The sequence below is a fragment of the Thalassoglobus neptunius genome (assembly GCF_007859735.1).
Lineage (GTDB): Bacteria > Planctomycetota > Planctomycetia > Planctomycetales > Planctomycetaceae > Thalassoglobus > Thalassoglobus neptunius.
Genome location: NZ_SIHI01000014.1, coordinates 74217 through 88723, shown reverse-complemented (window position 1 = coordinate 88723; position 14507 = coordinate 74217). Strand labels below are relative to the sequence as shown.

The 14507-nt window shown below is 52.5% G+C and carries 10 protein-coding genes; 4 read left to right on the top strand and 6 right to left on the bottom strand.

Going from position 1 to position 14507, the window contains the following annotated elements; all coding sequences use genetic code 11:
• The first annotated feature begins 199 nt into the window (after nucleotides 1-199).
• Entirely contained in the window at nucleotides 200-832 is a 633-nt protein-coding gene (locus tag KOR42_RS17325; protein ID WP_146511107.1) for a hypothetical protein, read from the top strand.
• 11 nt (nucleotides 833-843) lie between these two features.
• The gene (locus tag KOR42_RS17320) at nucleotides 844-1752 is read left to right on the top strand and encodes a DUF1559 family PulG-like putative transporter (protein ID WP_146511106.1); all 909 of its coding nucleotides are present in this window, start codon (nucleotides 844-846) and stop codon (nucleotides 1750-1752) included.
• Between the two features lie 191 nt (nucleotides 1753-1943).
• Here KOR42_RS17320 and KOR42_RS17315 read toward each other — a convergent pair whose 3' ends face one another.
• The 3 genes from KOR42_RS17315 to KOR42_RS17305 form a co-directional block, all read right to left on the bottom strand.
• Nucleotides 1944-2816, bottom strand: a complete 873-nt coding sequence (locus tag KOR42_RS17315) for an alpha/beta hydrolase (protein ID WP_146511105.1) — start codon at nucleotides 2814-2816, stop codon at nucleotides 1944-1946.
• Nucleotides 2817-3089: 273 nt separating this feature from the next.
• The gene (locus KOR42_RS17310; RefSeq protein WP_146511104.1) at nucleotides 3090-4757 is read right to left on the bottom strand and encodes a sigma-70 family RNA polymerase sigma factor; all 1668 of its coding nucleotides are present in this window, start codon (nucleotides 4755-4757) and stop codon (nucleotides 3090-3092) included.
• A 717-nt stretch (nucleotides 4758-5474) separates the two neighbouring features.
• Entirely contained in the window at nucleotides 5475-5930 is a 456-nt protein-coding gene (locus KOR42_RS17305) for a hypothetical protein (protein WP_146511103.1), read from the bottom strand.
• Between the two features lie 173 nt (nucleotides 5931-6103).
• Between KOR42_RS17305 and KOR42_RS17300 the strand changes: the two genes are divergently transcribed.
• Nucleotides 6104-7105: a sugar phosphate isomerase/epimerase family protein gene (locus KOR42_RS17300; protein WP_146511102.1), complete on the top strand. Its 1002-nt coding sequence runs from the start codon at nucleotides 6104-6106 to the stop codon at nucleotides 7103-7105.
• Nucleotides 7106-7232: 127 nt separating this feature from the next.
• Here the strand turns inward: KOR42_RS17300 and KOR42_RS17295 are convergent, their stop codons facing one another.
• The 3 genes from KOR42_RS17295 to KOR42_RS17285 all read right to left on the bottom strand — a co-directional run bounded on the left by KOR42_RS17295 (nucleotide 7233) and on the right by KOR42_RS17285 (nucleotide 12790).
• Nucleotides 7233-10274, bottom strand: coding sequence for a hypothetical protein (locus tag KOR42_RS17295; protein WP_146511101.1), 3042 nt, complete (start codon nucleotides 10272-10274; stop codon nucleotides 7233-7235).
• A 2-nt stretch (nucleotides 10275-10276) separates the two neighbouring features.
• Nucleotides 10277-11317 (bottom strand): KpsF/GutQ family sugar-phosphate isomerase, encoded by a 1041-nt coding sequence (locus tag KOR42_RS17290; RefSeq protein ID WP_231740978.1) that lies wholly within the window; start codon nucleotides 11315-11317, stop codon nucleotides 10277-10279.
• A 336-nt stretch (nucleotides 11318-11653) separates the two neighbouring features.
• Entirely contained in the window at nucleotides 11654-12790 is a 1137-nt protein-coding gene (locus KOR42_RS17285; RefSeq protein ID WP_146511100.1) for an FmdB family zinc ribbon protein, read from the bottom strand.
• 179 nt (nucleotides 12791-12969) lie between these two features.
• Between KOR42_RS17285 and KOR42_RS17280 the strand changes: the two genes are divergently transcribed.
• A complete protein-coding gene (locus tag KOR42_RS17280) occupies nucleotides 12970-14451 on the top strand; it encodes a MotA/TolQ/ExbB proton channel family protein (RefSeq protein ID WP_197441297.1) in 1482 nt (493 codons plus the stop codon).
• Nucleotides 14452-14507: the final 56 nt, after the last annotated feature.

The window sequence follows — 14507 nt, the reverse complement described above, 5'->3', positions numbered from 1 at the left end:
TCTTCGCATGCGAATACGGCTCGACATACTTGCGTCCAATCCGAAGCGACAGCTTTGCCACTTCCAACAACACATTCGTTCGTGGGGAATCACTCATCACCAGATTTTAGCGCATTCTCATCTCAGATTCCAGAGATGTTTTCAACAATGCATGTTGAACTCTCTTTCAACAGTGAACAACCATGGAAGGAATGTGTACATGAGCTCGAAAAAGCTCTGGTCGGTAGGGATAGCAATTCTGGGGTTTGTTGTCGCAATCAGTTTCTGGTACTTCCGAGGTCCTCAGATGACAGAAGCAACTCAGGATCTATTTGAAGCGAAGCACCGAAGACCGGAACTGGTCGCAACAGATTCTAACGTGCAGTCTGCGATGCTCAATGACGAACCGTTTGAATCAAAGTCGCACTCGTATCCAACGGACCATGACCATCTCCTGAAAGTGATTCTCGATGAAGTTTCAAGGAGCCAGTTTTACACCGCTCGTGGAGTCGTTGTCATACCGAGACCCATTGACGCGACACCGGAAGATTTTCACGTTGTCGATGGAATTGCCGATTTCACGATTCCGGTGAGTCCACCTTCTCAAGATCCGTTCGGAAACGAATTCACGAGCGATCCGTTCAAATTTCGATTGAAGCCCGGGAAGTATCGAGTGCGTTACTTGCTGCAAACACAAGTGATGGACCTTGAGAACGAACCGCTTCCAGAAACGGTAGCTCTGGGCGAAGGAAACCTTACGATCGTTGAGTCGGAAGAAGCAGATAAACGCGATTTGTATGTTCCTCTCTCCGAGGATCATCCGATCCTCTTGCCAGATGGGACGCCACAATAAGGGAGTTGAATATGAGACGGAATTCCATTCATCGCTCGCAAACTCGAAACGGATTCACAGTTGTGGAACTCATGGTCGCAATGGGTGTAATCGGAGTCCTTCTCGCGATCACAATTCCCGCCGTCCAGAGTGCGCGAGAGTCCGCTCGTCGGACGCAATGTCTGTCTCACGTCAAGCAAATTGGTCTGGCGTTTCATCAGTTCGAAGAAGTCTACGGTCACTTCCCCGGGGCGATTGTCAATCGAGAATACTGGAACGTTCAGGTGCTCCCGTTCCTGGAGCAGGAAAAACCGATAATTGTGAACGGCAAGACGATGAACCCGGTCTCGTCGCGAGAAGTCATGGCGTGTCCCTCCGATCCGGAAAGCACGGGGCAGGAGATCAGCCAGAGCTATCTAATGTCAAACGGAACGAATGCACATTTTCGGGACGGGTTCAACTCGAATCAGTCGAACGACCCGATCTCACCGCGTGATGTTACTGATGGTCTGTCGACGACTATCGCTCTTTCTGAACGTCTCGTCTCGCTGGGAGGGAACGCTCAGTCTTACATTCCTCTTGACAGTCCCCAATGGCATCACCGGCTGATGCGCCGAACGAGCGTCTTTCATGAAGATCTCGATGCATTTGCTGAGGAGTGCGAAACCCGTTCACATCTTCCGCGATTCGCACTTCACAACGAAGAGGAATTTACAACTGTTCAGACCCCCAATCGCAACAGTTGTACAAACGGAAATCGCAACGACATTCGGTCGGGGACGTACGCTGCCGTGACCGTGACAAGCCTGCATCCCGGCGGCGTCAATGTGGGGATGGGGGACGGTGCTGCTCGATTTATCTCGGACGCAATCGATCGCAATGTTTGGCGGGCTCTGGGGACGCGAAACGGGAACGAACCGATCCCCGGAGATTCTTTCTAATTCGAGTCCGCTTTCCGGATGGTTTCTCCCGTCGAGCTGTGAGGTGATCGTTTTTGGAAAACATTGTTTTAGGTAATATTGGGAAATGTTCAGCACAGACCACTGCGATGTGATCGTCCAGGAACCGTTCGCTGCTGAGGAGCGATGAAATTCCGCAGACGGAGTTGGCTCCAATGTGCAGAAGGAAAGAACTACTGCGATCGTCTCAGCCGTGGAAGCGATCTCAAAAACCGATCGAGTGCTTTGTAGTAATTATGTGACTGGGGATCGTTGTGGTCGGCCCCCGGAATTCGGATGAACTTTTTGGGGGCAGGGGCTGCGCGAAAGAGTTTTTGACCGGCAGCGAATGGGATGAGCCGGTCGCGGTCGCCGTGACTGATCAGGAAGCTTGTCTTGATTTCTGAGATCAGTTCGACCGAGTGAAGTTTCTCATCCGGAATCAGAAATGCGAATTTGGGGGCGTGCAGTTCAGCGACTCCCCGGTAAGAAGCGAATGTGCTTTCCAGAATCATCCCGCGTGGGGGGAGGGCAGCGGCGATTTGGATGGCCATGGCCCCTCCGAGTGATCGCCCCATCAAGACAATTTCGGACTCCGGGATTTGGGCGATCTCTGCGAATTTGGCCCGGGCTGCGAAGCTGTCAGCAATTGCTCCGTCGACTGTCGGGAGACTTTCCGAACGTCCATAGCCTCGGTAGTCGAAGATCATCACGGTGAGCTTGTGTTGCCTGGTGAGTTTCTCCAGAAGCTGAGCGCGATCGCTGAGGTTCTTACCGGTTCCGTGAAGATAGAGGACATGCGCGAAGGGATCGGGAGTCGGGCAAAGCCAGCCATGAAGTTTCGTGCCGTCCTGAGATTGAAACTCGACGTCTTCGAAACGCAAGTTCTTCGGGTTCCAGTTCCCTTCAGGGAATCGAGAAGGACGAAACAGGAACACTTCGTCCAGCGACGGTCCGGTGATTGGTGAGTCTTGAGCGATCAAGGCGGGAGCGGTTCCAAAGAGAATTCCGCCCAGAAAGATAATCGCCAGCTGCGCGAACTGAATGTGCTTTGCCCGAGATTTCATTAGAGCATTTTCTGTTTTTTGCACTCACTCGCACGAGTGAATAAAGCCTTTTCCCTGATGAAAGAGTACAAGCGAGTGCACAGGTAAGAGCAACTTGCTCTAGAATGGACTGTTGAGTGATGGTTCGCCAATCAAATGGAGATGCCGATAAATGATTTGATGAGATGATTATCTGATATCAATGCGCAAAGAAAAAGCCTCAACGTCCAAGTTAGACATTGAGGCTTCCAGGAGTGGAGAGGACTCGTTGCACCCAAAGTGAGAGGCCCCAACTTAGATTCCCGGGATCTCCAGGTTTTCTTCAGTTGCGATCTTTCGAATCTTCTGCATCGCACGGGCTTCAATCTGACGAATCCGTTCTTTGGTTACTCCGAACCTCGAACCAACTTGTTCGAGTGTTTCCGGTTCGGAGCCTTTCTCCAGTCCATATCGATGAAGAATGATTGACTTCTCACGGTCGTCGAGATTTTCCAGGATCGACATGATGACTTCGTGCTGACGTGCGTTGGTCACCTCGTCGTAGAACTGGCTTCCTCGATCGTCTTCTGAGAAGTGGAACACTTCTTCATTTCCGGTTCGGAACCGATCGAGAACTTTGTTCTCTGCCGGAATCGAACGGGCGTAATTCTTCATGATCGCCCACGTGGCATACGTCGAGAATTTGTTCCCTTTGGTGTAGTCGAACTTCTCGATGGCACGCATCAACGACATGTTTCCGTCACTGACCATCTCGAAAAAGTTGACGGTCGGCTTCATGTGTCGTTTGGCGATGGACACCACGAGTCGCAGGTTACTGCGGATCAGGAAGTTCTTGACCGCGACAGCCTGGTTGATCAGATCCTCAAGTTTGTCGAGTTGCCGACTTTTCGGCTGTTTGAGGTCGATCTGTTCTTGCAGCTCCGCAGCTTTGAACTTCAGGTAGTTCATCTTCCGGAAGTAATACCCTTCCTGTTCACGAGTCAGAAGCGGAACTGTGTACAAGCTGGCGAGGTATGGAGGCAGTCCCGGAGGAGCCTTCATCACGCGGCCGGATTGTTCAACTTCTGGCGGCGGTCCGAGAATTTCTCTTTCTTTGCCTTCTTCGTGAAACTCGGGGCTGTCCATGAATGCGACAGGGCTACTGAGGAGAATCGAGGCTCGAACCTCGTTCACGATTCGGTAGACGCTGGTTTTCGTGCGGCAGAATTCTTCCGCAAGCAACTCGACAGACATCCCGTTGACGAAGCGCTGATAGATCTCCATCTTGCGGTCATCGGTCAGTGGAACGGTCGAATTCGGGAACACTGCATTCTCAGGGTTTTCTTCATCATACTGCTTGATTGTGTACCGAATCGCTTCTGGCGACCGGTTGAATGCGCGGGAGAGGCGTTTACTCACTTCCGACGGACACGCTCCATGAATGGCGAGCCGGCGGGCTTTGGCGATCATCTCCTGACGCTCGGTTTCAGAGATCTGTGAGAACTTGGAACCTCGCTGAATTTCGGTGTGATGTTCATTCACGAATCGATCGACGGAAGATCGGAGGAAGCCGACACGGGATCGATTTCCGAACCGGAATCGCCGACTGACCAGTCCGCGTTTTCGCCAGCGATCGACGGTTTTCGTCGACACGTTGTACTCTTCACTCAGATCGTTGACGGTCAAAACAGGTTCGCCAGCCTGCTCAACCGGTAAGTTGGTGGTTGCAGAAAGTTCTTCCACGAACAGGCGGAGGTCATGGGCCAAGTCGCCTCCGTCAATTGAAAGGTCTGGATATTTGTCGGGACGAAATGTCGTCAACTGCTCGCAAAGATCCTGATATCGATAGGAGCGGTCCTCTTCGATCTGCGTCAGAAGTTTTTCTGCGCGATCCATTTGTTCGAGGCGCTTATCGATCGGAGCGTAGCGTTTCTGCTGTTCGGTCAGTTGTTTCATGACCGGATGATTGAACTTCTCGCTCATCACAAAACCCTTTCCACAGTCACTGCTTCATGTTCGTCTTGAACTGAAACCGTGAATCAACAGCGACGTCTTCGGAAGAAACTCCCTGTCGCTGATTTTTTGTTCGAAAACTTTCTTTATGGCTTGAGCAGAGGACTTTCAGTTCCCCATGCATGCTTAATGTTGCCGTTCAGGTGTTAGTACGGGTGAAGAGACGTTGGGATTACTAAAAAAGTTCGCATGCGAACAATATTTCCAAGAAAAGGTTTTCGGGTTCTTAACACGCAGCTACTGAGAGAGCAGAGGGAGCGCCCAACGGAAGAAACTTCCCGGAATTACTGGAAGTTGTGTTTTTGAAACATGTTGTGGCGACAAGAGAGATTTAGTACAGCCTGCAAACGGCCGAGCAACGTACTGATCGAGTGATGCGAAATCGATCAGTGAGGGACATTCCGTCACTCAGAAAAATTTCTCCGAGGAGGAAGTCTTGGTAGATTAGGAAGTCAGCGTGTTCCTGGGGGAGAAGAAATCTGACCACCCGCGACACCAGTAGTGATCATTTGAATACTTGTCGCGGGCGACAGTTTCGTTTGTTTTGAGAGAAGTGTTCGTCCACCTGAGGGACGGGGGACTCATCTTCGATGGGTCCGAGATTCAGCAATTTCGTCGATGAAATCTGGCTTCGTGGACCGTGACTCGTCGATTCTTGAGGTCAGAGGACCCGTTGACTCTGCCCGATTAGCCAGGAATGCCACGCATTCGAAGGAATCCGGCGATGCTGATGACCACGAGTCCCAGCACGATCGTGATCGTCATCCACATCTTGCTTTTCTGTCGCATCTTCTCAAAAGCTGGAGCACGTCCGGGCAGGACTGACGCAATGAAGAAGATGACAAAAGCGATGAGAATCTTGATTCCCATGAACATATGGTATCGCTTGTCGCCGTCATGTTCTGGAAGTGCGACAACGAGATAGTTGTAGAAACCTGAAAATATCAGAATCGCAATCGCCACTCCGACCAGCTGTCGCCAACTTTTCATCACGCGTTCTTTCAGCGAAGCGTGTTCGTTCTCAGGGAGTTCCGAAGCGGCGGGCTGAACGATGAATTTGAAGAAAATCGCTCCTCCGAGCAGAAGAATTGCTCCGAGAATGTGAAGAATGCGAGAACTGACTTGAATCGGGAAAGCGTCCATGGAATGCGTTTCCTGCTGAGTAAGACGATGCGGTTTGTGCTGTTATAGAGACGTTGATCGCTGGATGGTAGGCGGGAGGGTTTGAATTCTCAGGCATCGTTCTGTACTTTTCCCACAGTTGAATTCAGATCAGTCATTCTTCATTTATCCGATTTCCGCGAGAGGAGTTTACAATGGGTCGACCTGTTACCTTGTTCACTGGCCAATGGGCAGATCTGTCGCTGGAAGAACTTGCCAAAAAGGCCAAAGGGTTCGGGTACGATGGATTGGAACTGGCATGTTGGGGGGATCATTTCGAAGTCGACAAGGCCCTCTCGGACGATACTTACTGCGCGAAAAAACGCGATCTTCTGGAACGCCACGATCTCAAACTCTTCTCCATCTCGAATCACCTTGTCGGTCAGGCCGTCTGCGACAACATCGACGAACGCCATAAATCGATTCTTCCAGAATACGTCTGGGGAGATGGTGATCCTGCTGGTGTGAACGAACGTGCCATCGAAGAGATGAAGAACACCGCACGCGCTGCCCAGAAGTTGGGAGTGGGTGTTGTCAACGGATTCACCGGTTCCAGCATCTGGCACCTGCTGTACGATTTCCCACCGACACCGAAGTCAATGATCGATGGCGGATTCCAGCAGTTCGCCGATCGATGGCACCCGATTCTCGATGTCTTCCAGGAATGCGGTGTACGGTTTGCCCTCGAAGTTCACCCGACCGAAATCGCTTTCGATATTTACTCCGCTGAGCGAGCCCTGGCAGCGATCGATCGTCGCGAAGAGTTCGGATTCAATTTCGATCCGAGCCACTTGATCTGGCAGGGAGTTGATCCCGTCGAATTCATCCGTGCTTTCCCGGACCGAATTTATCATGTCCACATGAAAGACGCTGCGACAACTCTCAACGGACGCAGCGGCATTCTGGCCAGCCATCTCTCATTCGGTGACCCTCGACGCGGTTGGGACTTCCGAAGCGTGGGGCGTGGTGGTGTTCGATTCGAAGAGATTATCCGCGCGTTGAACGCAGCTGGATATCCTGCCGATATGCCACTCTCAGTCGAATGGGAAGATTCAGGCATGAATCGCGATCAAGGTGCCGCTGAAGCTGCGGACTTCTGCCATAACATCGATTTCGAGCCAAGCAACGTCGCCTTCGACGCCGCATTCGCCGAGTAAATCTCACTGCGATTGCCGTATCAACGTCATCATCAAGCGAGTCATCTGCGATCACTGATCCGGATGGCTCGCTTTTTTCATCGAAAGAGTCGCGATACGCCAAGTGTGGAGAAACGACGAAAGTGGACTAACCGCCAACGCCTGTTGACCCGTCAACTGTGACGCTGCGGCGTTTGGGAATGAATTCGATCAGCTGATGCGATGAAGGACGGAATTGCGTTCCGGGAGCTTCCTGGAAGTAGAGAGTCGCTTCTCGACCAATACCCCGCAGCACGAATCGGCCCATCCGTTCGTCGAAGGAAAGTTCGTCCGCCACTGCTCGAAATCGTTCGCCTTCCAGTTCCGTTGCTTCGCGGGCAAACAGCTCCCAATAATCCTTGTCGCCGAATGACTTTTGATTGATGCGGAGATTTCGGCAGCCGAGCCAGACGGCGTTCGCTGCCTGTGGTCGTCCCGAAGAAATTTCGTCGCGGTGGAACTTGATATGCGCTTGTTCGACAGGAGCCGAGAGGATCTCGATTCGCTGGTTTTCTAGGCTTGCCGATCGATCCGTAATCTTCCCGTTGATGACTCCTGAAAACTCGATGGTCGAATATCTCCAGGATTGTTCTTCGTTTGCCTGAATGGGGCGATTGGCTTCAGCTTTTCCGTCGGGCGCCAGTTTCATCGAGTTCCCATACGACCAGATATGAAACTGTCCGGGGCCACGTCCTGTGAAGCGATCTGCAGATTGGTCCAGAATGAAATCGTCGAGCTGACCTTTTCGAACGCCAATGAGTTGGTTCTTCAAGAACTCATAAGACTCAAACTCGACAAGTTGCGTGGCATGAATGCTGTGGAGTTCGACGGAATCAGAGTCTTTCGTTCCCTTGTCGAATCGAATCTGGTCCGTGAGACGCACGGAAAGATTCTCACAATTCAAGCTGGTCAGGTTTTCCCCGTGGTTGTCGAAAGAGCATCGAATCGAATCGAAGAACCTTGCGGTCTCTCCGTCAAAGGTCATTCGCTCCTGCCAGACGACTTCCATCATGCCGGGAGTGTCGAGTTCTTTGCCTTCGAGACTTTTTGAAACAGGGACGCGAAGTTTACCCGGACCGAGAATGGAAATGGTGTTCCCCGTCCGGTCGAATGCGAGATTGGCTCCACCGATTCGAGTCGCACCGAAGGAGATCATCGCCGGTTCAGTGACAGCTCCGCGATCATCGAGTTGGCCGAGAAGTGTGACGTATTCATTCTGGTGGCGATCACGATGCGCAACGACCCGAACGCCGGACATTACGATTGGATTCTCACCGCCAAGTTCCTGAAGTGATTCGTTTGGCTCGGGTTGATGAGTCATGACGACATCGCCTCGACCATCGACCTTGCGGACATCCACTTTTCCGTCGAGCGAATTGTGCTCCAGATGAACGGTGATTGACTGGGCGGCGACTCGGAGCGGATTGGCAACTTCTTCTTCAGACTTGTTGCCACGACTGTTTTTTTGGGGACGAGATGGCGAATCCGAATCGGCCACTTCGTGTGATTCTTCGGAATGCGTGATCCGGACATCAATGGTCTGAGCACGTTCGATAATCGCATCTCGTGAGACCATCGCCACGTTTCCGACGGCTTGAGCACGCGAGACAGGCAGTCTTGATTTGAGAAGAGAGTCCGAATTTTGGAGCGATTCTGCTTTCTTGAAATCGACCCATACCTTCAGTTGGTCGGCGGCGATCCCCACCTGACTCAGTGCGCCCGCTTTCGGGTCATCCGTCTTCGGAATGGTGAATTCTGCGTTTCCGTTCAGTTCGACGATATGAAAGTTGGTGCTGGCCTCAGGCAGAACGTTCACCGCTTGATCCCACTTCGCACGAACCGGAGTCTGGCCGAACGATTCAGTCGTCACCATGAGTTCGCCGGGGCCGAGACACTCGATTGTTTCGAGATCATTGCCGTCGGTGTGAGTGAGCTTGATCCTGGGGCATCGAAACGTTGTCTCGTTCTGACGCACAATGACTCCCTGTTCATCAAGCATCACCGCCGTACGCGTTAATGCGTCGTAAATGAGCTGGCTCATCGTTCCCTGAACCTGATGTTCATCGGAAGACAGCTGAACAGGGGTGATGCGTCCGCCCAGTCGACGAGTCGTGTTGAACGCTTGCAGTCGACGGAACGTCAAGTTGTCCAGCTGTAACGTCCCACTGTCCGAAGTTTCGCTGTTCAACTTTTCAACTTCGGATGCCAATTCTGGTTCGAGATCGATTTCCAGCCGCTGACAGTGCAACTGCTGTCGATCGAATTTTTGTCCATTAGGGACAAGATGATCGACGACGACGTCGCTTTCAAATGAGGCGAATCGTCTTTGGAAGTCATATTCAAATGGTCCGTCACACGCGATTTTTGCTTGCTCTCGTTTTCCGTCGCTTACGAAAGTCGTATTGATGAGAACATTCTTTCGAAGAATCAGGCTGTGCACTCCACTCACTTGTGGGAGATCTTTCCCGAGGAGCGGAGCGTCATCTGTCATCAGGTGAATCGCGATCTGGTCAGACGATCCGCTGAATTCGGTTTGGTCATTCGCTGTGGGGCCGTAACGAAATCGGATGGGACGGTCGCTGTAAAGCTGAGCGCTCTGCTCAGACAGAATGAATTGTTGGCCGTCGATCACGAGTCCATCTGGGCCGTCGATATGAACAGTTCCTTCAAGCGACGCCCAGACCACTCTTCCCGGGCGACTGTTGGACAACTCGAGAGCTTCGTCGAAGAAACGATTCTGAAAGCGAACGAGTGCGCGGTCGGCAATCAGTCGAAAAGGACGAGCGTCCGGATTTCGCGGGTCTTTCCAAAGGACAGCGACGGGAGACATCTCGACCGTTCGTCCGTCGTCCTCTCCGCTTCCAGTTTGACCGCTGACAAAGACACGTTTCGTATGCTGCGTGAACAGCATGAGGTCCTGAGTTTGTGACTCGAATGTTTCCAGGTTTTCGGAGTTCACCCAGTCCAGATCCGGGAAGTACTGCTCGGCAGCTTCGGAGAGGACAGGGGGACGATAGTCGGTGGAACTCAACGACGGGAGCGGATCAGGAGCTTTCTGAATGGCCGTCAACGGGAGCATGACTCCGGCATACATGAAGTACGCGGAGGCCAGAAACATTGTCACGGCCAGACAGACCACAAATCGAACCACAGTCAGTTCTCCTGGGAGTGCGGTCCGGGGGTTTGTTCATTTGGAAGCCACGCAATGACATCAGTGATGTCGATCAATCCGACGGGGGCACCCTGATCATCGACGACCGGAATTTCGCTGATCTTGCGAGTCGCGAGCAGATCGACGACTTCTGAAAACAGAGCCGACGCTGAAACCGTCAACGGATGACGGGTCATCGCGCTGGCGATCGGATCATCGAAGAGTTCATCCTGTCGTGACTCAAGAAGTCGAGCGAGGTCACTGTCGGTGAAGATTCCGGTCAGTGCTTGTTCTTCGTTCACGAGGAGCGTCGCCCCCGTTCTTCGCCCCGGTCTTGCCGACTGAGAGATGACTTGCCGCACAGTTTCTCGATCGGAGGCGATTCGAAGCTGGTCTCGCGGACGCATGACTTCGGCCACGGGTTTGAGTTTTTGACCAAGACTTCCGGCTGGGTGAAACTGGGCGAAATTGTGTGGCTGGAATTCCTTGCATTCGCTGACCACCAGAGCGAGAGCGTCTCCCAATGCAAGCATCGCTGTTGTGCTTGTCGAAGGAGCCAGCCCCCATCGACAGGCTTCGCGGGTTCTTCCGATGGGGAGCACGATGTCTGACTGTTCCGCAAGTGAATTGTGATTCGTGGCAGTGATGGAGATGACCGACAATCCAAGACGCTTCGCGACCGGAATGACGTTGAGGATCTCTTCTGTTTCCCCGCTGTTGGAAAGTGTCAGAAGAATGTCGTCGGGATGGAGGCAACCTAAATCGCCGTGAACAGCTTCCGCAGGATGCAAGAAGTGGGCGCGGGTCCCTGTTGATGAGAGTGTCGCGGTGATCTTCTTCCCGATCAGGCCAGCTTTGCCCATTCCGCAAACGATGACACTTCCGGAACACCTGGAGATCGAATCGACGGCGTGGAGAAACGAAGCGTCCAGCTCTCTCGCCATGCTGAGGAGGGCTTCTGCCTCAGTACGAATAATTTCGCGCCCGGTTCGTAACTGTTCGAACTGGCTGAACGGAATGAGTTGTTTGGCGGAGGTGCTCACAGAGTGCTTCCTGCAGACTGGAGAATCCATTCGGGAGATGAAATCGAGAGCAATTTCGAGGACGCAGTGTACGAGCGTTTTGTCGAACCGGTCAACGCGGATTTCGCTGCAAGAGTTTTGCTGATTGAGCACTTGAGATGCTCGCGAACCAGTCAAACTCCGTGCCAAATCATTGAGTGGTCGATGTCATGAGACTTTTCATGAAACCGTGATTGTAAAATCTACAGGGCTCGGAATGTCGAGTGATGACTGACTCGCGATCGAGTTCTCGAAAGAGTTTGCATTGATTGCAGCGAATTTCGAAACAGCAGAATCAGCACTCAACGTGAAGATGGACTAGCGATTAGAGAATTCGACTTCGATTGGTTTTCCCTGATCGGTGGGAACTTTGATGAACTGGAACTTCGCCTGCACACGCCCCCACAGTCGATCAGGTTGATCGAAGTACGATTGGAGAAACGTGATGAACTCCGGAGCCAACTGGTCTGCGGAAGAGGCTGATTGAAATTGTGAGACAATCAGAACTCCATACTGCCCCGAAGAAAGTTGCGCGAAGTGAAATTTGCCTTCGGAGTCCACTCGTCCCATTCGACCGCCGAGTGCGGCAATCGCTGCCGAGAGGACGTTCTGGTCGTTTTGGTCGGCTCCGACACGCAATCCCTCTTCTGGAAGTCGACTCGTCCCGATTCGTTCTCGCGGAAGAACGAGTACGCGGGCTCCTTTGTCGGGACGAGATTCTCCCGTCGGATCAACCCATGTGACGATTCCGTCGAGTGTCGCAGATGACTCTTGGACAGCCACCGGATTCGCGGGATTTTCCCGGTCGTTCTCCTGGGCGTTTTCGACAACGGGAGGAACAGCGACCTCCGAATCCGGGACGGGAACTTTATTCGCAACGACCACTTCTTGAGGTTCATCCACGGAACCGACGTTTGACGAAATTCGTCCCAATAGAAAACTGAGAGCACATGCGACGACTCCGCCCAGGATGATCCATCTCCATTGTCCGCCCGGCTTGAGTGGAGTCGGTTTTGCCTTCTGATAAGCGGAAGGTGGTGCAGCCTCGAGTTTGCCGAGTTCTGCAAGGACATCGATTTCCCCGTCGCTGATGGAAGTGTCGAGCGCGTCGACTGATTGTTTTTCCGCAATCGGAACAACAACGGGTCTCGGGTCGACAGAGTCGATGGCTTCGGGCTGTGATCGAGACTTCGTAACAGCTTCATCAGAAGGGGAAGCTGTCAAGGTCAATTGTGGGGACAAATCACCTTCCAGACTGGCGAGCGCAGAGAGCGCATCGCGTAGTTGGTTGTCCCCGAGATTGATCTCAGGTTCCGGAAGAGGATCGATCGATCCATCGAGTTGCGGAACACGAATCGTTCGTCCGCAGGTAGGGCAATCGGTGATGGCACCAGCTCTCGAACGAGAAATTCCAAGGAATTGCTCGCAGTGGGGACATCGAAATTTGATGGGCATACCGAACCTCTCACTTCCGACAGTCTCTTCGAGAACCTTCCTGAAAACGGACAGGTCTCAAGCATTCCGTAAACAATCTTTGTCGGAGAAGTCGATCATAGTGATAGGAACGATTGTACTACAAATTCGCAAGATTCGGCATGGATTGCCGAAGTGTGCCCCAGAACGTGAATTTTATCATGCCTGAGCCTAATCAATTCCAGGAACCTGGCCTCTTCTATCGCTTTCTTACAGCGCCATGGATCTGGGCTGGGGCGATGACTTGGGGGTTTTACCAAGGTCTTCCTCATTTGCCAGTCGGCAGAGACCTCGCAATCCGCTATTTCTGCGGACACCCGCTGGAACGGGTTCTTGCGGGGCTGTTCTTCGTCGGTCTGGCGATCATTCTGATCAAGGCGATCACAATGATCTTCGAGCGGAGGGCGTTTCGCAAAGTGACGACCTTCGGAATCTCGCATCCGAGCGAGGAGCTTGAAGAAAATGTGGCCCGTTTCCAAAGCCATTTGACGTCCACTTCTCAGTCGCTGGAGAATACACAATGGGGACGTCGGCTTGAGCATTTGCTGGCGTTCTTCAAGGGACGACGAAATGGAGACGGTCTGTCCGAGCATCTTGTTTACCTTTCAGAGTCTGCGATGGATCGATTGCAGGCGAGCCATTCACTTCTTCAAACGGTCATCTGGTCGATTCCTATTCTCGGATTCCTGGGAACTGTGATGGGAATTACGCTGGCGATCGCCAATGTGACTCCGGAACAGCTGGATACGTCACTCGATGCAGTCACCGGTGGACTGGCCGTTGCTTTCGATACGACTGCTCTGGCGTTGTCGTTGTCGCTCGTGCTTGGCTTTGCATCGCTCTTCGTCAAACGGGCTGAAGAAGGACTGTTGACGGATATCGATGAACGCTGTCGACTTGAAGTGAATCGCTGTTTCCCAATCGGAGTCACAGGAGATCGATCACATCCACTGTTCGACGCCGAGACGAAAGCTGCCGAAGATCTGTTGAAGCAGACTGCGGAACTGATCAGCACTCAAACGGAAACATGGTCGTCAGCACTCGATGACCTTCGACAGAACTGGGTTTCCACACTTGAGCAGCAGCAAGCTCATCTTTCGGGATCGCTTTCTGATGGAACGGAATCTGCGCTCTCGAATCACGCTCAACAGTTGGAAGAATATCGAGAGCAGTTTCTAAACGCCCAAAAGTTGCTCAGTGAGGAACTGTCCAAAAATCTGTCAGGAATCAATGAAGATCGGCAGGCATCAGAAGCTGTCCTGCTCAACCGACTCAATGCTTTGTCGTCTCAGATTCAGCAAAGCGCAGAAGAAGCCGCGACGAAGCAGCATCGTGACCTTGCTCGAACTCTTGACGAATTCGGAACTCGCGTCGAATCCTGGCAATCGAAAACAGATTCGTGGCAGCGACAGCTTGAGCAACTGACTTTGGCGATGACTCGCCAGAGTGCAGCGTTGCTTGATCACGGAGGTCAGCTGGAACGGATTGTAGGACAGGAAGAACAACTGGTCCGCCTTCAGACTCAACTCGATCGAAATCTCGAAGCTGTCCGGACTGGAGAAACGTTCGAACAAACGCTCCACAACCTCACGGCAGCTGTGCACCTGTTGACAGCAAGAGCCCGAACCCGAGATGCCGCTTAACCGGTATTGAGTCGTCATCGCTGAGTTTCCGCTTACGCGAACAGACGACAATCAGC